Below are 19,372 nucleotides of genomic sequence, written 5' to 3' on the forward strand. Positions count from 1 at the left end.
GGACGATGGGGAGGCTTGAGTCGTGGTGGTGACAATGGTCGGGATGACCGGCCGGCGGCGCGGCGGTCAGGCGCGGCGGCTTGCGGCGGCGCGCGAGCGGATCTTGACGATCACGTACCACACGGCCAGCACGACGATGATCGCGGCGACCGCGACCTGGAACCGGTCGAGGAAGCCGAGGATGTTGCACCAGCTCGAACCGAGCAGGTAGCCGGCCATCACGAGGATCGTGTTCCATACGAGCGAGCCGAAGGCGGTGAGCAGCGTGAACCGCAGCAGGTTCGTGCGCGCGATGCCGGCGGGGATGGAGATGAGGCTGCGCACGATCGGGATGACGCGGCCGATGAGCACCGACGCGGAACCGTAGCGGGCGAACCATGCGTTCGCCTTGTCGATGTCGGACGCGTCGGTGAGCGGCAGTAGCGCGAACAGGCGGCGCATGCGTTCCGCGCCGATCGCGTAGACGATGCCGTACAGCGCCCACGCGCCGACCACCGAGCCGGCGGTGGCGCCGCCGATCGCCTCGACGAGCGTCATATGGCCTTGGGCCGCGGTGAAGCCGGCGAGCGGCAGGATGACCTCGCTGGGGATGGGCGGGAACAGATTCTCGAGGAAGACGGCCACGCCAGTGCCCAGACCGCCCATGACGGTCATGAGGCCGACGAGCCAGTTGGTGATCGCACCGATGAAACCGCCGGTATCGACGGGGCAGGACGTGATGGCGAGCGCGGGCGCCGCGATGGTGAGGGGTTCTGTGATCATGACCCTCACGCTACGGGGCGCCCGCTTAGGCAACGCTAACCGACGCGACACGCGCGACGCGTGGCGAGGATCGTCCGTCACCGTCCCACGTGCCGAACCGTATCCGTTGACGCGCGTCGGATCACACGCGCAGCACGACCTTGCCGAACACGTCGCCGCCCGCCACCTTGGCGAATGCGGCCGGCGCGTCGACGAGCGCATACGTCGAGTCGATCGCCGGATGCAAATCGGCGTGTTCCACGAACCGCAGCAGCCGCGCGAAGTCGTCGCGCGATCCCATCGTGGTGCCTTGCACGCGGATGTCCTGGAAGAAGATGCGGGTGAGTTCGGCGCCGGGCTGGTCGCCGGTCGTCGCACCGCAGATCGCGATCGTGCCGCCGGGACGCACCGATTTGACCGAATGGCTCCACGTGGCCGCGCCGACCGATTCGATGACCGCGTCGACCTTGCGCGGCAGTCTCGCGCCCGGCTCGAATGCCGCGTCCGCGCCGAGGCCGAGCGCACGCTCGCGTTTGCCGGCGTCGCGCGAGGTGACGAACACCTCGAGTCCGGCCGCATGCGCGAGCTGGATGGCCGCAGTGGACACGCCGCCGCCCGCGCCCTGCACGAGGATCGTGTCGCCGGGTTTGACGTTCGCGGATGTGAACACGAGCGAGTAGGCGGTCAGCCAGCTCGTGCCGAGCGCGGCGGCCTCCTCGAGGCTCAGGTTGTCGGGCTTGGCGAACACGTTGGCGCTCGGCACCTGCGTCTTCTCGGCCATCGTGCCCTGATAGCGCTCGGAGAGGATCGTGCGGCGTTCGCCGGGCATGACGCCCGCGTTGTCGGTGCCGACGACCGTGTACAGCACGACTTCGCTACCGGCCTTGAGTCCCTTGCGCACGGGGATGTCGTCGTCGAGGATACCGGCCGCGTCGGTGCCGAGGATCATCGGGGTCTGTTCGGCGGCCAGTCCCACGCCTTTGAGGCTCCACAGATCGTGATGGTTGATGGTCGCGGCCTTGACCGAGATAGTCGACCAGAACGGGCGTGGCTCGGGTTCGGGGCGTTCGCCCACCGCGAGTGCGTCCAGCGGGTGTTCGGCGTTGACGCCTGCTGCATATACGGCCTTCATTGGCCCTCCTTGTCGTCGGTTCCTTTCCTCGGCTCCCCTTGTCAGGGGAGCTGGCTCGCACAGCGAGACTGAGGAGTAGTCACAAGCTGAAACATTCTTCTGCCACTATACCGGTCTTGCCGAATGGATAAGGATGCGAAATCGCCGACGTCCTTGTTCACCACATGAATATACGGAGATGTTGCGGGTATTTGCGAGAATCGCCGGGCCGTACGGCATGCCATGCGTTAGGGTGGTGCATTTGGAACAGCGAGAAAGGGGCAACTGCGTTATGAGTGGTGGGATGTTGCATACGATTCACGGCCCCGCCGACCTGCACGCCCTTGACGCCTCGCAACTGCCCGCCCTGTGCGCGGAGATCCGCCGCACGCTGATCGCATACGGCCACCATCACGGAGGCCATATCGGCTCGAACCTCGGCATGGTGGAGGCCACAGTCGCCCTGCACCGCGTGTTCGATTCGCCGCGCGACAAGATCGTGTTCGACGTGTCGCATCAAAGCTATGTGCATAAGATGCTCACCGGCCGCGCTGACGCATATCTTGACCCGACCCGCAATGATGAGGTGACCGGCTTCACCAATCCGGACGAGTCCGCGCACGACCAGTTCGTGCTGGGCCACACCGGCACGTCGATCTCGCTCGCGTGCGGTCTGGCGAAGACGCGCGATATGACCGGCGGCCACGAGCACGTGATCGCGGTGATCGGTGACGGCTCGCTCAGTTCGTCCATCGCGTTCGAGGGACTGAACAACGCTGCCGCGCAGGGCGGCAATCTCATCATCGTGTTCAACGACAACGAGATGTCGATCGCGGAGGATTACGGCGGCATGTACGGCCCGCTCGCGCGCCTGCGCGAGTCCGGCGGCACCGCGGAACCCAATATCTTCAAGGCGTTCGGCCTGGACTACCGGTACGTGGAGGACGGCAACGACGTGGCCGCGCTCGTGGATGCGTTCACTGCGGTGCGTGACACCGATCATCCGGTCGTCGTGCATATTCATACGCGCAAAGGTCTGGGATTGCCGGTTGCGGACGGTACCGATACAGTCGATGCCGCCGCCACGACGACGTGTTCCGTGACTGCGGACGGTACGAATACGACGGATTCGTCGGCCGCGCTGGCATCCGGCGATGACGACAATGACAGCGATTCCGGCGACGCCGTCGTGGCCGCCGAGGATCTGGCGGTCACCGAAGGCCGTTGCGAGGCGAACCATTGGATCAACCCGGACAGCGCCGCCGGCCGTCCGCTCGGCGCACGCAAGCATTACGGCCAGCTCGCGATGGCCCAGCTGGAACGCCGGTTCGCCGCCGAACCCGGACTTGTGGTCATCTCCCCCGCGACCCCCGGTTCGAACGGCATCACGCGCGCGTTCCGTGCCCGCGCCGGCAAGCATTACGTCGACACCGGCATCACCGAGGAACACGCGGTCGCATTCGCGTCCGGCATCGCCCGCGCCGGCGGCCGCCCGGTGCTGGCCACATCGGCCACGTTCTTCCAGCGCACGTTCGACCAGCTGCAACAGGAACTCTCGCTCAACCACACGCCGGTCACGCTGCTCGACTTCGGAGGCGGCCTGTCCGGTGCGGACAACACGCATTCCGGCGCGTTCGACATCGCGATGTTCGGCAACATCCCCGGGCTCACCTGCCTTGCGCCGACCTCGGGCCAGTCGTTCCTCGACATGCTCGCGTGGTCCACGAGCCCGGCCAACGACTCCCCCGTCGTCATCCGCGTCCCCGGCGACACGATCCTCACCACCGAACGCGCGAACAATGATCACGTCGTCCTATCTTCCCGTCATTTCGAGCGAAGCGAAGCAACACAATGTCATTTCGAGCGAAGCGAAACGACACACGACTCCCGTCATTTCGAGCGAAGCGAAGCGGAGTCGAGAAATCTTGTCGGCGCGACGGCCCCTCGCAAGATTTCTCCGCTCGCTGCGCTCGGTCGAAATGACATGGACAAAACAGCTCATCCGTGGGAACGGTACCGCACCGATCACGCGGGATCCAAGGTCGCGATTCTCGCGCTCGGCAACGAGTATCCGCTGGGACGGCAGATCGTCGCCGCACTGGCCGACGGTCACGACGACACCGACGGTCACGCCGCGAACCATTCCCCGATCAACGCGACGCTGATCGACCCGCAACAGTTCTCCACGATCGACGAGGCCACACTCACCGCACTGACCGAGCATCACCGACTCATCGTCACGCTGGAAGACGGCCAGCTCGAAGGCGGCTGGGGAGAGAAGATCACCGCATGGTACGCGAACCACGCCGACTCCCCCGCAACCGCGCGCATGCGCGTGCTCAACTTCGGCGCGGCCAAGGAGTTCACCGACCGCGTCCCCCTCGCCAAACTCAACGACCGCTACGGCCTGACCGTCGCCCACGTCACCGACCGCATCCGCGCCACGCTCGGCCGCTAATCGCATTCAGAAAGCGTCCAGAAAACTTCCAGAAGCTGTTGCCGCAGCCGTCAGCCGTCCTTTCGCGACACTCCAGAGCGCTCCACAGAAAGCGTCGTTTACTGGAGTCATCCAAGCGAAAGGATGCGATCATGAACAAGAACAAGCGCACAGCAGCCCGTCGTAACGGCCCCGCCGCAAACCGCGCAGCACTTGCCGCACGACCGACGCTCGCCACCTATAAACTCATCGCCATCGCCGCAGCCGTCGCGCTCGCCGGCGGCATGGCCGCAGGAGCCGGCACCGCATACGTCGTCCGCCGCTCCAACGGCTCCTCCGCCAACAGCATCACCATGAACGCGCCCGGCGGCATGGGCGGCGGCGCGAACACCATGAGCTACGACTACGCCGGCTCCTACACCGCCGCGCTCACCGCAGACGGCAAGGAGGTCACCTCCTCCGGAGAGACGACCACCGCCACCGACTCCGACCAGAACGCGGCGCTCGCCCAGAACGGCGGCACGCTCACGATCGAAAACGCCACGCTCACCAAATCCGGCGACTCCGACAACGCCGACAACAACAACTTCTACGGCACCAACTCGATCTCGCTGACCGTCGGCGAGGATTCCAAGACGATCATCTCCGGCAGCAAGCTCACCGCGTCCAGCTCCGGCTCGAACGGCGTGTTCGCCACCGACTCGGGCACCGCGCTCGTCTACGACACGACAATCAGCACCACGTCCGACAATTCGCGAGCGCTTGACGCAACCTACTCCGGCACGATCCTGGCCGGCAAGGTCACGGCCGACACGCAAGGTGACCACAGCGCGACCGTGGCGACCGATCGCGGCGGCGGCAACGTGTCCGTCACCGATTCCGAGCTCTCGACGGCCGGTTCCGGCTCGCCGCTGCTGTACTCGACCGGCGACGTGCAGGTCAACAACGTGACCGGCACCGCGTCCGGCAGCCAGATCGCCGGCATGGAGGGCTACAACACGATTCTCATCAGCAACTCCACGCTGGAAAGCACGAACACCGGCAAGACAGGCTCCGATCCGATCGCCAACGGCGTGATCATCTACCAGTCCACGTCCGGCGACGCCGAATCCTCCACCGGCGAGCACGCGACGTTCCAGGCGAAAGACTCCACGTTGAAGTCCGCGATCGAATCCGGCTCGATGTTCTACTTCACGAACACGACCGCCGACGTGGTACTGTCCAACACGACGCTCGACTTCGACACGAGCAAGGCCACACTGATCAACGCGTCCGGCAACGACTCCAACAACTGGGGTTCGGCGGGCTCGAACGGCGCGACGGTCACGTTCACCGGACGCGACCAGACGCTGGAGGGCGACGTGACGGCGGATACGATCTCGTCGGTTGATCTGTATCTGCTGGAAGGTTCGATATGGACGGGTGCGGCCTCGATCACCGAGAACTCGTCGGCGGCGAACGGTTCGACCAGCGATGCGCCGATCACCGTGAACGTTGACGGTACGTCGACGTGGGTGGTCACCAAAGATACGACGATCTCCGCGCTGAACGTCGCGTCCGGCGGCAAGGTCGTCGATTCCGACGGCAAAACCGTGACGATCGTCGCAAACGGCAAGACCGTGGTGTCGGGCGACAGCGACATCACCGTGACCGTGACCGGCACGTACTCCACGACCGTGGACGCCGGCTCCGATACGGAACTCGCGACCGAGACGATCGACCGCTCTGACTTCGACAGCCAGTTCGGCACCAGCACCAGCTGGACGATGGCGTAACACTCCCTATTCCCTCAACCATCACATCACGCACTTCATACAACAAAGGAATCATCATGAGCAACGAGAACACCATCAAGAACACCGACACCACCACTGCCGCCACCGAGGCCACGACCCCGATCGAGTCGGCGAAGCGCACCGACTGGCAGTGGAGCCAGGAGGAAACGCGCGTCCAGCAGCCGGCCGTGCAGGCCACGACCGCCGCCGAATCTTCCGCCGAGACGCAGGCCGATCAGACCGATCGGGCCGACGCCCAGCAGGCCACGCCGCAGTACGCCGCGCAGGGGCAGGATTACGGCACCGCCTACGGTCAGCAGTATGGGCAGGCTTACGGCCAGCAGCCGTACGGGCAGTATGGCCAGCAGTATGCGCAGCCCGGCCAGCCGAACGGCGGCAACCCGTTCGCGCCGAACGGCCAGCAGCCGTACGGGCAGCCCGGCCAGCCGATGCAGGGTCAGGTCCCGGCCCCGCACCAGACCAATCCGAAGACCAGGTTCTGGGCGATCGTGGCCGGCGTGTCGCTAGTGTGCGGCCTGATCGGCGGCGCGTGCGGCGCGGCGATCGTGAACGCGGTCAGCGGCGGCAATGACGGCAACGGTTCGAGCCAGCAGATGCAGATGCCCGGCGGCGGCATGGGCGGCCAGTCCGGCAACTCGAACGGCGGTCAGTCCGGCAACGGCCAGATGGGTGAACCGCCGAGCATGCCCGGCAACGATTCAAGCGATTCCAATGGTTCCGGCCAGTCCGGCAACTCCGGTCAGTCCGGTTCCGGTAGCTCCAACGGCCAGTCCGGCAACAGCTCGTCCAACGATTCGAGCAGCTACACCGGTACCGATTCCGATTCGATCGAATCCTGATCATTAGTCAAGACGCGAGTGGGCCTCGCCGTGCATCACATCATGCATGGCGAGGCCTACTCGCGTCTTGCTGTCCCATCGCCGCCGGCAGAGTCGTTACAGAATGATCGCGGAGACGAAGGTGAGCGTGAGCAGCGAGCACAGCGTGGTCACAAGCACGAAGCCGACGCCGTATTCGGGCATGTTGTTGGTGCGTCCGGTGAACATGGCGATCGTGGTCATGGTCGGCAGGGCGGAGACAAGCGTGATCATGAGGATCATGTCGTGCGTGATTGGCATGGGCAGGAAGCCGGCGATCGCGTTGAGCAGCGCGTAGAAGCCGAGCGGGAACGCGACCATCTTGACCAGCATGCCCACGTACAGTTCGTAGCGTGTGAGCACCGTCCACCAGCGGGTGAGCGCGAACAGGCCGCCGAGATAGATGAGCGACATCGGGGTCGCCATCGCGCCGATCCTCTGCAGCGGGGCGAGCACGATCTGCGGGATCTGAATGCCGATGAGGATGAGGATCAGCGCGGTCATGTTGCCGACGAACGCTGGATTGACGAACCGTCGCAGCAGGGCGAGCACACGTCTGCCGAATGACGGTCGTGCCGAGCGTACGGCTGCGGCTGTTGCGGCTGCCGTCGTTGCGGTAACGTTGTCAGTCGTAGCCGGTTCTCCCCCATCATTGTCCGCACCGCCGTGCGTACCGTCCTTGACCGGATCGCACAGCCATACGCCGTACGTCCACAGGATCGTCTGGTCCACGAACGACATCAGCGCCACGAACAGCGCGGCCTCCTTGCCGAACAGCGACAGCAGGATCGGGATGCCGATGAATCCGGCGTTGCCGAAGATCATCGAGCATTGGAAGATATGCGAACGATTGCCGCGCAGCCGCAACACATGCGCGACGACAAAGAACACGGCGATCAGCAGCGCGTACATGATGATCGTGAGTACGATGTCGCCGCGGTTGTCGATGAGCTGTGTGCGGGTCGTGCCGTCCACCGCGTTCGAGAACACGAGCAGCGGGATGAGCACGCTCAGCAGCAACGAGCACATGCCGTTGAGCGCGGTCTGGCCGTACAAGCGCAATCGCACGCAGATGTAGCCGACCATGAGCATGATGAAGAAGCCGACCAACTGGCCGACCACGATTTCGAATTGTCCCATTTCCCTTGTTTCCTCTTCCTGACGAGCGCACCGCTCACTGCACGTACCGACGGCGCGCGTAGATGCCCCAGTCCGGCCGCGGCTCGTGCTCGCGGATGCTGGTGCGCACGTCGCCGTAGAAGTCGAGCTTGCGCAGCACGTGATCATAGGCGGCGTCGAGCGCGCGCCGCTGCTCCTCGATCGCCTCGCGGCGGTGCTCGAGCAGGGCCATCATCTCGTCGATGTGCCCGGCCTCGTCGGCCTCGTAGGTGAAGAACCGCTTGAGTTCGTCGATGGTCATGCCGGCGTCCTTGAAACAGCAGATCGAGCCGAGACGGTCGACGTGCTCGCGCCGGTAAACGCGCTGGCCGGTCGCGGTGCGGCCGACGTTCGGCAGCAGTCCTTGGTCCTCGTAGTAGCGCAGCGTCGACGGTTCCATGTGGAACCGATCGGCCATCTGCCGGATCGTGTAGGTCTCCTCACGGTCGTCGCAATCGGTCATCGTATCGTCTCCCCGGCTCGTCTTGCGTATCCCGTACGACTTTACTCGCAACGTTGCGACACGCCGACAGACGATTCTCGGTGCCACAATTTGCGTTCAAGCGTACTTGAAGCGCAATGATAGTACTAACAGCTATCGGACACGCGTTTCGTATGACAATATGCGACCGTGATACGAGCCGCACGTCCGGCAGCCGACGACCGTACACCAGCCACGACACCACCGTCGCGGCCGTCATCAATGGGAGGATGATATGTTCGAACCGACTTTCGACTACACGCCCGCAGCCACTCGCTACGATTCGATGCGCTACAACCGCTGCGGCACCAGCGGACTGAAACTGCCGGCGATCTCGCTCGGCTTCTGGCACAACTTCGGCGACATCACGCCGTACGAGCAGATGAAGTCGCTCGTCTTCACCGCGTTCGACCACGGCATCACGCACTTCGACCTCGCCAACAACTACGGCCCCGAGCCGGGTGCGGCCGAGAAGAGCGCCGGCCGGCTGATCCATCAGTACTTCGCCAAGCACCGCGACGAACTGATCGTCTCCACCAAGGCCGGCTACGAGATGTGGTCCGGACCTTACGGCTTCGGCGGCTCGCGCAAGTACCTGATCTCCTCGCTCGACCAGAGCCTCGAACGGCTCGGCCTCGACTACGTGGACATCTTCTACCACCACTGCCCGGATAACGACACCCCGCTCGAGGAGACGATGGGCGCGCTCGCGCAGATCGTCGCCAGCGGCAAGGCGCTGTACGTCGGCCTGTCGAACTACGACGGCGAGCGTCTTGCGAAAGCCAGCGCGATCCTCGACGAGCTGCACGTGCCGTTCATCATCAACCAAAACAAGTACAACATCCTCGATCGCACGGTCGAACGCAACGGTCTGAAGGACACGGCCAAGAAGCTCGGCAAGGGCCTGATCACGTTCTGCCCGCTTGAGCAGGGCCTGCTCACCGACCGCTATCTCAACGGCATTCCGGCCGATTCGCGCGTGGCGCACGATCCGCGCTTCCTGCACGAGGACCGCGTCGAGAGCGTGCATGCGAAGATCGTGGCGCTTAACGAGATCGCCTACCAGCGCGGTCAGACACTTGCGGAGATGAGCCTCGCCTGGCTGCTGCGCGACGACACGGTGACCAGCGTGCTCGCCGGCGCGTCCAAGCCGCAGCAGATCCTCGACAACATCGGCGCGCTGAAGAACACCTCGTTCAGCGATGAGGAGCTCGCAGCCATCGACAAGATCGCGCTCGGCTGAGCACGGAGGGTGTTTTCCGCGACCGCCAACGACGGCGGCACGGCGCCCACCCCTTTGCCAACACCCCTTACCGGTGCCCATGCCGGTGCATTTCATCTAACCAATGGACGATACGCACCGGCATGGACACATCAGATGGCGCATATCATCCAGGCGACAGACGACACGCACCGCTCACATTGTCGAACATATGTTCGACAATAGTCTGCATGACCGCCACTCGAACGTATCTCGCCATCGACCTGAAGTCGTTCTACGCCTCAGCCGAGTGCGCCGACCGCGATCTTGATCCGTTGACCACCAATCTGGTGGTGGCGGACGTCACCCGCACCGAGAAGACGATCTGTCTCGCGGTGTCCCCCTCGCTCAAGGCGTACGGCATCGGCGGGCGCGCACGCCTGTTCGAGGTCGTCGAGACGCTGAACCGGGTCAACGAGGAGCGTAGGATGCACGCACCCGGCCACCGGTTCACCGGCGCATCGTCCGACGCAACGAGGTTGGCGAACGATCCGCAGCTGAAAATCGATTACATCGCGGCTCCTCCGCGCATGTCCTACTATCTGAAGACCAGCGGGGACATCTACGGCATCTACCTGCGCTATGCGGCCGCCGAGGACATCCACGTCTACTCGATCGACGAGGTGTTCATCGACGCGACGCGGTATCTCAAGCTGTATCGCGTCACCGCGCACGAACTGGCACGTCGGATCGTGCAGGACATCATCGATGCGACCGGTATCACCGCAACGGCCGGCATCGGCACGAACATGTACCTTGCCAAGATCGCGATGGACATCGTCGCCAAGCATATGCCCGCGGATCGCGACGGTGTACGCGTGGCCGAACTCGATGAGGACTCGTACCGCCGTCTGCTGTGGGATCATCGCCCGCTCACCGATTTCTGGCGCGTCGGGCGCGGGTATGCGCGCCGGCTCGAATCCGTCGGCCTACTCACGATGGGCGATGTGGCGCGTTGCTCGCTGGGCCGTGCGAACGATTACTACAACGAGGCCCTCCTGTACCGTATGTTCGGTGTGAACGCCGAATTGCTCATCGACCACGCATGGGGCTGGGAACCTTGCGAAATCGCGGATATCAAGGCATACCGGCCCGCGGAGAATTCCCTGAGCAACGGACAGGTGCTGCATCGGCCGTATTCTGCCGATTCGGCACGGCTGGTCCTGCGCGAAATGGCGGATGCGATGTCACTGGAACTGGTCGACAAGGGACTGGTGACCGATCAGGTCGGCCTGTACATCGGCTACGAAGGCAAGGAGGGGTTCGAAGGTTCCGCGCCGGTGTCGACGAACCGCTATGGCAAGAAGGTACCGCGACCAGCAAACGGCTCGTTGGAATTGGACGAGTATACGTCGTCGACAACAACGATCATCGACGCGATGACGCGCCTGTACGACCGGATCATCGATCGGACGCTGATGGTGCGGCGACTCAACATGACGGTCGGCCGGCTGCGCCCGGACTCCGGATCCACGGACGGCATACACGCCGCAACATCGCACACGGCCGAACGCCATGAGGAGCAGCTGAGCCTGTTCGACGAGGTCGAACGGGAGGACGTCCGACACACCGATATGCGTCGCGAACGCAACGTGCAAGAGGCACTGCTCGCCGTCAAACATCGGTTCGGCAAGAACGCCGTGATCAAGGGCATGAATCTCGAACCGGACGCCACCGGCCGAGATCGCAACAACCAGATCGGCGGCCACGCCAGCGGCACCGCCGCCTCGCTGCGAGAAAACCGCCAACAGGCCAATAACCAATCCGGTGAACCGGCCAGTGGCAAGTCCATCCCGGTCCACTACATGTCCCCATTCGCCCAGCATCCCGATCATGACGACGCTACTCCATCAGAACTCCGACCCCGGTCAACGCTACGCATCACCCACCGATACGACGACATCATCGACTTGCCGCACCATGCCTCCGCCGAGCACCCGCCCATGACGCGTCTCAACCGCGCCGCCCAGTTCATGCCGTTCGCGGCGCTCACCGGCTATGATCAGGTGCTCATGCAATCTCTGCACGAGCGCGAAACCGCCATCCATGCCGCCGAGACCGCCGGCGACACCGACTGGGGCAGCTAAGTACAGCTAGCGTCTACCACATAGGGCACGCCCAGCAGCTCATTGCCGCCAGTCGGTGGTGCCGGAGAAGAAGCCGGAGATGCCGGAACCGGCCGAACCGGAGCCAGCGGGCGCGACTTCGTACATCTCGACGATGCGCGGGTCGCCCGACTCGGCGGCCATCTGCGTGAACAGGCGCTGCGCCTGCCAGCGCGACGCGCCCCAGATCAGATACCACAGCACGCCGGTGCCGAACACCATCATGAGCAGCGTCCAGTGGAACAGCCCGTACCCGTAGGCCACGAGCGCCACGGCGGTGATGAACAGGATGTACGCGCGGCGGATGCACAGCGTCACCGCATTGCGCATCACCGACAGATACCTCGCCTTCGGGTATTCCACGATCAGCACCATCGCGATCGAGAACGCGGCGAACAGGAACACGAGGCATACGGCCAGCGCTGGCGTGACGTACACGCCCCACGGGAACTGCGTGAACAGCGCGATGTTGTAGACGAGCGCGAACCCGACGAGCGCGCAGCTCGCCCCGGCCGCGAGCGCACGCGGGAAGAGCCGCGCATAGGCGCGGAAGTACGGGCGGAACATGGCGACGGCGACATCCTGGCGCACGTACAGCCCGGCGATCCAGTCGGGCGGGAACGCGGCCACCTCACCGTCGGGATGACCTCCATCGGCGCGGGCAACCTCGGCCTCCAGCATGCGCTTGACGCGCACCCGCGAACCGCGCGCGAGCAACGCCGGATGGTCGCGGAACATCGCGTACAGCGCCGCAACCGCCGGCGAGGAGAGCCCCGCGGCCGCGAAGTACAGCGGCCAGTAGTTGAGGTCGTTGACCACCAGCATGACGATCACGAGCGGCAGCGCGGCGATCAGGCAGCAGATGCCAGCCAGGATCATCACCACCACCGAGTTGACGATATGCATGAACGCGTCGGCCTGGAACCACTTGTTGGTCGCGTCGGGCGAGGCGTTGTTGTTGCTGCGGTCTTCTGAACTCATGATTGCAACCTTACTGCGTTGCGCGGCGGATGGCCGGCGGTGCGACGGATAACAGAAAAACGGTCTGCATGGTTACAGGCACACCATGCAGACCGTGTGTGGATTTCGGCCGACCCAGCGGCGCAAGGAGGATAACGCCGCCGAACCGGCCGGCCGAGGGCCGAAGAGCCGATCGGAAGGAGGGATCAGCCCTTCATGCCGGAGGTGGCGATGCCTTCGATGAACTGCTTCTGGCCGATGAGGAACACGACCAGGATCGGCAGGATGGAGAGCACGGAGCCGGTCATGATCATCGCGTAGTCGGCGTTGAACTGGCTGATGAACGTCTTCAGGCCAAGCTGGATGGTCTGCAGGTTCTGGGCACGCAGGTAGATCAACGGGCCCATGTAGTCGTTCCACGTGTTGGTGAACGTGATGATGCCGAGGGCGGCGATGGACGGTCCGGACAGCGGCAGCACGATGCGCGAGTAGATGCCGAATTCGCTCAGGCCGTCAAGGCGGGCGGCTTCGGAGAGCTCTTCGGGGATCGTGTCGTAGAACTGCTTCATCATGAACACGCCGAACGCGCCGAACGCCTGCAGCAGGATGATCGACCAGCGGGTGTCGACCAGACCCCAGCTGGAGAGCATCTTGAACTGCGGGATCATGTAGGACTGCCACGGCACGGCCATAGTGGCGATGTAGATGAGGAACAGCGTGTTGCGGCCGGCGAACTTGATGCGCGAGAAGCCGTAGGCGGCGAACGAACCGGTGAACACCTGCAGGAAGGTCACGCAGATCGCGAAGAACACGGTGTTACCGACCCACAGCAGCATGTCGGACTTGGTCCAAATGTTGATGTAGTTCTCGAAGTGCCATACGCTCGGCAGCCACTTGAACGGCACCATGAACACTTCGTTGTTCGGCTTGACCGAGGCGAGGAGCATCCAGACGAACGGCAGCAGCGTGAACGCGGCGACGGCGATCATGGCCACGTAGCCGATGACGGTGCCGACGACCTTGAGTGGGCTGACGGGCTTCTTGTTGAACGGGATGTCCGCGGAAGGAGACTTGGCTCCCGCGACCGGGGTGATGCTTGCGGCAGTCATCTTACTTCTCCTTCTTGTTGTTGTACCAGAACTGGATGAGGGTCACGACCATGCACAGTGCGAACAGCACGAGCGAGACGGTGCCCGAGTAGCCGAAGTCGGAACGGTCGAAGGCCACGCGGTAGACGTACTGCGCGAGCATGAGGGTCGCGGTGCCCGGGCCGCCGTCGGTCATGACGAGGGTCAGGTCGAGGATCTTAAAGGACTGGATGGTGAGGGTCACCATGACGAAGAACAGAGTCGGACGCATGCACGGGACGGTGATCTTCCAGAACTGCTGCCAGCCGTTCGCGCCGTCAATGGACGCGGCCTCGTACAGTTCGCCCGGAATGGTCTGCAGGCCGGCGAGGATGAGGATCATGAAGTAGCCGACCTCACGCCAGGTGGCCACGATGATGACCGCGACCATGGCCCACTTGGTATCGCCCATCCAGCCGGGGGCCCAGCCGCCGGTGAAAACCTTGATGACCTGGTTGATCACGCCGCTCTTGGCGTCGAACAGCATGTTCCACACCTGCGCGGCGGCGACGATCGAGGTGATATATGGGAAGAAGGCGACGGTGCGGAAGAACGCGCGGCCCTTCAGGTTGGTGTTGAGCAGCACGGCCAGCGCGAAGGCGATGGCGAGGGTGAGCGGGATGTGGACGATCGAGTAGACGATGGTGTTGATGAACGCCGCATGGAAGTTTGAATCACGCGACAGTCGCGACCAGTTGGTCAGACCGTTGAACACCGGGTCGCCGAAGGCGCTCCACTTGGAGAAGCCGATGTAAAACAGCTGAATGACCGGGATGAGGATAAGAACGAGGAAACCGATGAAGTTCGGCGCGATGAATGCGATGCCGTTGATGAGATTGCGCCGGCCGATGGCCTTGTTGGCCTTGCTGTGGTCGGGCGGTGCGACATGTGACTGTGCAGCCGAGGTAGCCTGTGTCATCGCTGCAACACTCCTTTGTATATAGTGCGGTGAAGTTGGAAACGAAAGTGATGGCGGGCATGATGAACGGGGGTCGGACTGTTTCCTGATAGGTACAGCCCAGACCCCCGTTCATCGGTGTCCGGTCGGCGGGACCGGTTCAGATGGATCGTCCTTACTCGACGACGCCCTGATCCTTGACGTCCTGCGTGGCCTTGGCCAGTGCGTCATCAACGCTGGAGGTCTTGGTCATAATCGAGGAGTTGGCGGTCTTGAGCACGTCCTGGATGGTGTCGGTACCCTTGCCGACCGGGTTCTCCGGGTTGGTCTTGTGGGTGGTCCAGGCCTTCTTGGACAGATCGTCGTTGGCCATGCCGTCAGTGCCGAAGTAGGTGTCGGCGACGGAGTCGGAGAAGTAGGCCGGGGTGGTGCCGATCTTGGCGAGCGCTTCGGAGCCCTTCTCACCGGAGGCCCACTTGACGAATTCCTTGGCGGCGGCCAGTTCCTGGCCGGAGATGTTGGAGGAGACGGCGAGGCCGGTCGGATCGGCGAAGGTCACCGGGGTGTCGGAGGTGGAGGCGTCCGGGTTCTGCGGGATCGGAGCCATGCCCCACGTGAACTGGTCGGCGTCGCCGGACTTCTGCTGGCTGACGAGCGTGGCGGCGAACCAGGTGCCCATCGGCAGCATGGCAGCCTTCTGGGTGCCGAACTGCGCTTGGTACTGGACCTTGGTGGAGTTCGAGGTGTTCCAGTCGATGGTCAGGCCCTCGTCCTGCCACTTGAGCGCACGCTCATAGTAGGGCTTGAGGTAGCTGTAGTCGCCCTTGAAGAAGTCGTCGTAGGCGCCGTCGGTCTGTGCCACCGCGAAACCCTGGACCACGGACTGCCAGTTGTGCTGGTACATCGGGTAGACGGAGTTGGCGTCGTAGCCGGCCGCGGGCAGCTTCTTCTTGAGTTCCTCGGCGGCCTTGGTGTAGTCGTCCCACGTCCAGGTGCCGTCAGGGGTGCTCACGCCGGCCTTCTCGAACATGTCCTTGTTGTAGAAGAGCACCCAGGAGTCCTGGCGGTACGGCATCGCGTAGTACTTGCCATCCTCGAGCTTGTACTGGGAGACGTCGATGTTCTTGTCGCCGTCGTAGCCAGCCGCGATGTCCGAGAGATCCGCGAGACCGCCGGATTCCGCGGCGTACGTGTAGTACTTCTGCAGGTTCTTGATCGGGAAGACGTCGGGCTGGCTCTTGCCGGAGATGTCGGAGGTCAGCTGCTTGTCGTAGTCATCGGCGGAGTACTGCTTGATCTTGACGGTGATGTTCGGGTGATCCTTCATGAAGCCGTCGGCCAGGGTCTGGAACTCCGGGGTGGTGTCGAGCGACCAGCCGGCGAAGGTGATCGTGGTCTTGGCGTTCTCGTCCAACGCCTCGGTCTTGCCGCCGCTGGCGTTGTTGCTCGAACCGCAGCCAGCGAGCAGCATCACTGCTGCACCTGCAAACGCGGCCGTCTTGAAGAGCGGAGAGACTTTCCTCATGGTGTTTTCCTTTCCTTCCATTCCGACATCATTGCCGAAACCCGCTTGGTGAGCGTTCGTTGTGGTCACCTCGTAGTGATCACTGCTGCACCTTGCGCTTGGTTTTGATTATTCACTGATTGATCGTTCCTGATAGTCGTTTGCCAAAATTTTCCATGTTTGCGATCACCGACGATTGACACGATCAAATTATCCGTTATCGTTCACAACGTAGTGACGACCGCCTATGTACCGCTACAAATCAACCGATCGGCGTCACATGAGCCATGATCATTTCGCATGCGCGCATGTCTCACGAACCAGCAGTCGCGTGGGCAAGACAACCGGCCGCGAGATGCCGACGCTGCGGTGCCGCACCTGATCGATGAGCAGTCTGGCCGCCTGCTGCCCCATCTCACGCCACGGCGTCGCCACCGAAGTCAACGCCGGCGAGATCAGCGAGCCGAGTTCGATGCCGTCGAACCCGATCACTGACACCGACCCCGGCACGTTCACGCCGCGGTCGCGCAGTTCGTTGACGAAGCCGATCGCCATGAGATCGTTGTAGGCGAACACGGCCGTGGTTGGGTTCGCGAGAAACGCGTCGACCGCGAGCGCACCGCCCTTGCCGGTCGGCGCGTTCCCGTCGATGCGCCGTAGTCGGATACGCGCCGCCGCGCATTTGGCGTACAGCGCCTGCCATCGGGTGCTTTCGCTCCAAGACGCCTCCGGGCCGGCCAGATACGTGATCTCGCGATGGCCGAGACCGGCCAAGAGATCGACCGCCTCGCCAATGCCCTTGGTGCAGTCCGCGATCACCGACTGAATACCGCGCACCGTGCGGTTGACCATCAATACGGGCTTGGTCTGCGCCACTTTGCGGATCGTCGCGTCCGAAACGCGAGAGGAAAGGAACACGAATCCGTCCGCATGCGGCAGGGTGAGGCTGGCAAGCTTGCGCTCCAATACATTGCCCTCCTCGGTGTCCACGATCATCAGCCCGTAGCCGTTGCGCAGACATTCGTGCTGGATGCTGTGCGCGAGGTCAGAGAACAGCGGGTTCCTCAGATCAGCCACGAACGCGGCGATCAGACCGCTCGGCTGGTCGCGCGAGAACGGTTCGACCGTCTCGTTGCGATACCCCAGTTCGTCGGCGATCAGCCGGATGCGCTTGGCCGTCTCGGCGTTCACCCTGCCAGGACGCGACAACGCGCGCGACACGGTGGATACGGACACGCCGGCCGCGAGCGCAACGTCGTTGATCGTCACCCGTCCTTGTGCCATGACGAACTCTCCTTGCTTCATTGCGATCATGCATATGCTCGATGTGCAATCAAGTCTAATGCAAAAAAGTGCAACAACGATCATGATCGAACATGATCGTGATATGGTATGCCGTAATTCATGATCACGCGCCGACGAAGGTGTGCGACATGCGCGTCGAAAAGCACGTGCGACGAATGCACGGGCACGATGCGGCAGCAGGAAAGCGAAGAGGCAATGACCGTTCTCACCGAAACAGCCACAGGCACGTCGGAGGCCGGCGCAACCGGCACCGACGAGAAGAAGTATTTGCCGGCCGAGCGGCAGGACATCATCCTCGGCATGCTCTCGCGCGGCATCGTCGTGCGTGTCGACGAACTCGCCAAAACACTGGACACGACGCCGATCACCGTGCGCCGCGACCTCAACACACTCGCCAACGCTGGCCTGATCCGTCGCGTGCGGGGCGGCGCAACCGCGCTCGGCGACGATACGCAGATCGCCGACTTCTCCGGCGACGCCGCATCGGCCCCGCCATCGCCCGTCCGCCAGTCCGCAGCCTCCCGCGCAAATCGACCGTCCGCGGCGGTCGCGTCACTGTCATCACTGCCGTTGCAACCGTCCGCCTCGGCCATCCCGCCACTGTCGTCCCCGCAAGCCTCCCGGTTCGCCGACGCCCAATCGCACGGCATGACTCCCACGCTGTCGGGCACGATCGGCGTGATGTTCCCCGAACCAAGCTTCAACTGGCCGGTCACGTCGCAGGCCATCGACAAGGAGGCCGCCGCTCACGACCTCGGCGTCGAAACGCGATCGACCACATACGACAACGGCGACGAGATCGCCATCGTGGAGGATCTCCTGTCCGATTCGTCGGTGATCGGGCTGATTCTCGCGCCAAGCGTGCGCATGCAGGGATCGGATATCTGGCAGTGGCTCAAGGACGCTCCGGTGCCGGTCGTGCTGGCCGAACGCGAGCCGCCGTTCGGTGTGGACGGACTGGACATCGTAATGACCGACTACCGCACCGGCGTGCGGCAGGTGATCGACCGGTTCGTCGCGCTCGGGCACCGCCGACTGGGACTCGCGCTCACGCATACGCCGGTGTCGGACTACATCGAGGACTGCTGGCGGTCGGTGACCAAGCGACTGGACACGGTGGACAGCGCGTTCGTGCGCACCAACGTCGCGCCGTACGATTCGGTCGGCGTCGAATCCGTGGCCAAGCAGGCGATCGACGAGGGCACCACGGCGATGCTCGTCCATTCCGACTGGCTGGCGATGTCGCTTGCGCAGACGCTGGAGCGGCACGGCGTGGCGATGCCGGCCGATCTGTCGATGATCTCGGTGGACGGCTACATCACGCCAAACTCGCGTCCGCTCACGGCGATGCGTTCGGTGCACCGCGAGCTGGGACGGGTGAGTGTCGACCTGCTCATTTCGCGGTACCTGCATCCCGAGCGGCCGGCGCGACGCGTGATGGTCGCGCCCGAATTCGTCGAACGAGGCTCGCTCGCCCCTGCCAGATAGCCGCCGGGCCGAACCTCACCGTGTTTGGTTGTTTGATGGGTTGAGTGGCGACGCTGACGCTCGCACCATGCGTGGTGTTGTTTGAAAACCTACGCGTGGGAGCGGACGTGGCGTGTTAGCGCGTGCCTCGTCGGATGGCTCGT

At 63.7% G+C, this 19,372-nt stretch carries 15 protein-coding genes and 1 pseudogene; 7 read left to right on the forward strand and 9 right to left on the reverse strand.

The window, feature by feature from the left end:
• Positions 1–66 precede the first annotated feature (66 nt).
• Positions 67–762, reverse strand: a complete 696-nt coding sequence (locus JS541_RS12645; RefSeq protein WP_214374843.1) for a DedA family protein — start codon at positions 760–762, stop codon at positions 67–69.
• Between the two features lie 121 nt (positions 763–883).
• On the reverse strand, positions 884–1,873 hold the full coding sequence (locus JS541_RS12650) for a zinc-binding dehydrogenase (protein ID WP_214374844.1): 990 nt from the start codon (positions 1,871–1,873) through the stop codon (positions 884–886).
• Positions 1,874–2,144: 271 nt separating this feature from the next.
• Here JS541_RS12650 and JS541_RS12655 point away from each other — a divergent pair, with 271 nt between their 5' ends.
• From JS541_RS12655 to JS541_RS12665, 3 genes are all read left to right on the forward strand, one after another.
• Positions 2,145–4,310, forward strand: coding sequence for a 1-deoxy-D-xylulose-5-phosphate synthase (locus JS541_RS12655; protein ID WP_214374845.1), 2,166 nt, complete (start codon positions 2,145–2,147; stop codon positions 4,308–4,310).
• Between the two features lie 131 nt (positions 4,311–4,441).
• The gene (locus JS541_RS12660; protein WP_240539365.1) at positions 4,442–6,064 is read left to right on the forward strand and encodes an adhesin; all 1,623 of its coding nucleotides are present in this window, start codon (positions 4,442–4,444) and stop codon (positions 6,062–6,064) included.
• Between the two features lie 56 nt (positions 6,065–6,120).
• Positions 6,121–6,924, forward strand: coding sequence for a hypothetical protein (locus tag JS541_RS12665; RefSeq protein ID WP_214374846.1), 804 nt, complete (start codon positions 6,121–6,123; stop codon positions 6,922–6,924).
• A gap of 96 nt (positions 6,925–7,020) precedes the next feature.
• Here the strand turns inward: JS541_RS12665 and JS541_RS12670 are convergent, their stop codons facing one another.
• Together JS541_RS12670 and JS541_RS12675 are read right to left on the reverse strand one after the other, a co-directional pair.
• Complete coding sequence (locus JS541_RS12670; protein ID WP_214374847.1) at positions 7,021–8,082, reverse strand: AEC family transporter; 1,062 nt, start codon at positions 8,080–8,082, stop codon at positions 7,021–7,023.
• A 34-nt stretch (positions 8,083–8,116) separates the two neighbouring features.
• Entirely contained in the window at positions 8,117–8,563 is a 447-nt protein-coding gene (locus JS541_RS12675) for a MerR family transcriptional regulator (protein ID WP_214374848.1), read from the reverse strand.
• Between the two features lie 253 nt (positions 8,564–8,816).
• On the opposite strand from JS541_RS12675, the gene JS541_RS12680 reads away from it, so the two are divergent.
• The 3 genes and pseudogenes from JS541_RS12680 (at position 8,817) to JS541_RS15065 (ending at position 11,929) form a co-directional block, all read left to right on the forward strand.
• Positions 8,817–9,824 (forward strand): aldo/keto reductase, encoded by a 1,008-nt coding sequence (locus JS541_RS12680; RefSeq protein WP_214374849.1) that lies wholly within the window; start codon positions 8,817–8,819, stop codon positions 9,822–9,824.
• A gap of 209 nt (positions 9,825–10,033) precedes the next feature.
• A pseudogene (locus JS541_RS12685) lies at positions 10,034–11,557 on the forward strand (type VI secretion protein ImpB); the annotation flags it as partial.
• A 165-nt stretch (positions 11,558–11,722) separates the two neighbouring features.
• Positions 11,723–11,929: a hypothetical protein gene (locus JS541_RS15065; RefSeq protein ID WP_214374860.1), complete on the forward strand. Its 207-nt coding sequence runs from the start codon at positions 11,723–11,725 to the stop codon at positions 11,927–11,929.
• 39 nt (positions 11,930–11,968) lie between these two features.
• Here JS541_RS15065 and JS541_RS12695 read toward each other — a convergent pair whose 3' ends face one another.
• The 5 genes from JS541_RS12695 to JS541_RS12715 form a co-directional block, all read right to left on the reverse strand.
• Complete coding sequence (locus tag JS541_RS12695; protein ID WP_214374850.1) at positions 11,969–12,928, reverse strand: hypothetical protein; 960 nt, start codon at positions 12,926–12,928, stop codon at positions 11,969–11,971.
• A gap of 185 nt (positions 12,929–13,113) precedes the next feature.
• Complete coding sequence (locus JS541_RS12700; protein ID WP_214374851.1) at positions 13,114–14,016, reverse strand: carbohydrate ABC transporter permease; 903 nt, start codon at positions 14,014–14,016, stop codon at positions 13,114–13,116.
• A gap of 1 nt (position 14,017) precedes the next feature.
• Positions 14,018–14,953, reverse strand: coding sequence for a sugar ABC transporter permease (locus JS541_RS12705; protein WP_214374852.1), 936 nt, complete (start codon positions 14,951–14,953; stop codon positions 14,018–14,020).
• A 154-nt stretch (positions 14,954–15,107) separates the two neighbouring features.
• Positions 15,108–16,457 (reverse strand): extracellular solute-binding protein, encoded by a 1,350-nt coding sequence (locus JS541_RS12710; RefSeq protein WP_214374853.1) that lies wholly within the window; start codon positions 16,455–16,457, stop codon positions 15,108–15,110.
• Positions 16,458–16,727: 270 nt separating this feature from the next.
• The gene (locus JS541_RS12715; RefSeq protein ID WP_214374854.1) at positions 16,728–17,720 is read right to left on the reverse strand and encodes a LacI family DNA-binding transcriptional regulator; all 993 of its coding nucleotides are present in this window, start codon (positions 17,718–17,720) and stop codon (positions 16,728–16,730) included.
• A 216-nt stretch (positions 17,721–17,936) separates the two neighbouring features.
• Between JS541_RS12715 and JS541_RS12720 the strand changes: the two genes are divergently transcribed.
• A complete protein-coding gene (locus JS541_RS12720; RefSeq protein ID WP_214374855.1) occupies positions 17,937–19,229 on the forward strand; it encodes a substrate-binding domain-containing protein in 1,293 nt (430 codons plus the stop codon).
• Positions 19,230–19,372: the final 143 nt, after the last annotated feature.

The organism is Bifidobacterium sp. SO1 (genome assembly GCF_018555335.1).
GTDB lineage: Bacteria > Actinomycetota > Actinomycetes > Actinomycetales > Bifidobacteriaceae > Bifidobacterium > Bifidobacterium simiiventris.

Excerpts from the sequence above, each read along its gene's own strand:
- JS541_RS12645 (WP_214374843.1), bottom strand. The coding sequence starts at position 762 with ATGATCACAGAACCCCTCACCATCGCGGCGCCCGCGCTCGCCATCACG.
- JS541_RS12650 (WP_214374844.1), bottom strand. The coding sequence starts at position 1,873 with ATGAAGGCCGTATATGCAGCAGGCGTCAACGCCGAACACCCGCTGGAC.
- JS541_RS12655 (WP_214374845.1), top strand. The coding sequence starts at position 2,145 with ATGAGTGGTGGGATGTTGCATACGATTCACGGCCCCGCCGACCTGCAC.
- JS541_RS12660 (WP_240539365.1), top strand. The coding sequence starts at position 4,442 with ATGAACAAGAACAAGCGCACAGCAGCCCGTCGTAACGGCCCCGCCGCA.
- JS541_RS12665 (WP_214374846.1), top strand. The coding sequence starts at position 6,121 with ATGAGCAACGAGAACACCATCAAGAACACCGACACCACCACTGCCGCC.
- JS541_RS12670 (WP_214374847.1), bottom strand. The coding sequence starts at position 8,082 with ATGGGACAATTCGAAATCGTGGTCGGCCAGTTGGTCGGCTTCTTCATC.
- JS541_RS12675 (WP_214374848.1), bottom strand. The coding sequence starts at position 8,563 with ATGACCGATTGCGACGACCGTGAGGAGACCTACACGATCCGGCAGATG.
- JS541_RS12680 (WP_214374849.1), top strand. The coding sequence starts at position 8,817 with ATGTTCGAACCGACTTTCGACTACACGCCCGCAGCCACTCGCTACGAT.
- JS541_RS12695 (WP_214374850.1), bottom strand. The coding sequence starts at position 12,928 with ATGAGTTCAGAAGACCGCAGCAACAACAACGCCTCGCCCGACGCGACC.
- JS541_RS12700 (WP_214374851.1), bottom strand. The coding sequence starts at position 14,016 with ATGACTGCCGCAAGCATCACCCCGGTCGCGGGAGCCAAGTCTCCTTCC.
- JS541_RS12705 (WP_214374852.1), bottom strand. The coding sequence starts at position 14,953 with ATGACACAGGCTACCTCGGCTGCACAGTCACATGTCGCACCGCCCGAC.
- JS541_RS12710 (WP_214374853.1), bottom strand. The coding sequence starts at position 16,457 with ATGAGGAAAGTCTCTCCGCTCTTCAAGACGGCCGCGTTTGCAGGTGCA.
- JS541_RS12715 (WP_214374854.1), bottom strand. The coding sequence starts at position 17,720 with ATGGCACAAGGACGGGTGACGATCAACGACGTTGCGCTCGCGGCCGGC.
- JS541_RS12720 (WP_214374855.1), top strand. The coding sequence starts at position 17,937 with ATGACCGTTCTCACCGAAACAGCCACAGGCACGTCGGAGGCCGGCGCA.